This is a genomic window from Vibrio sp. 1078-1, assembly GCF_033340475.1.
Genome location: NZ_JAWOWM010000876.1, coordinates 1 through 523, shown reverse-complemented (window position 1 = coordinate 523; position 523 = coordinate 1). Strand labels below are relative to the sequence as shown.

1 protein-coding gene and 1 pseudogene are annotated in these 523 nt (G+C 47.2%); one reads left to right on the top strand and one right to left on the bottom strand.

Features of this window, described 5'->3' with window-relative positions; all coding sequences use genetic code 11:
• Positions 1 to 315: glycoside hydrolase domain-containing protein (locus R7190_RS30585; RefSeq protein WP_318138305.1), on the top strand; the 315-nt coding region annotated here is incomplete at its 5' end.
• Between the two features lie 31 nt (positions 316 to 346).
• Here R7190_RS30585 and R7190_RS30580 read toward each other — a convergent pair.
• Positions 347 to 523 (bottom strand): annotated as a pseudogene (locus R7190_RS30580) (2-nitropropane dioxygenase); the annotation flags it as partial.

Below are 523 nucleotides of genomic sequence, written 5' to 3'. Positions count from 1 at the left end.
AACGAAGACGTGGGCGCAATGTCCGCTTGGTATGTGATGTCTGCATTAGGCTTCTACCAAGTGAACGCAGCAGAACCTATTTACACTGTGGGTCGTCCGCTATTCGACAAAGCGGTGATTCCGGTGAAAGGCGGCACGTTCACCATAACCACAGAGAACAACGCCGATGACAACATGTACATCAAGTCTGTCACCATCAATGGCAAAGCTTTGGATAACGGTTTCTTCTTCGACCATTCCGAGTTCAAACCGGGTGGTGAGTTGCACTTCGTGATGACGGGCGATCAATCTGAAGCGATGAAAGCGCCTCAATAACCTTCACTTGAAATGTGTTCCTCAGGCCAAATCAGTCTGAGGAACATAAGCTCAAATCAATCCCTTCCACTAATGACAGTGTCATTTCTGCTGCCGAAACTTCTTTGCAACCCGACGAATTTTGTCCGCACCACAACGGCGTAAATTCATCTCGGTTTTGCTTTTCCATAAGCGCTCTTAACTGAGTCATTTCAATGGAAGCATATGG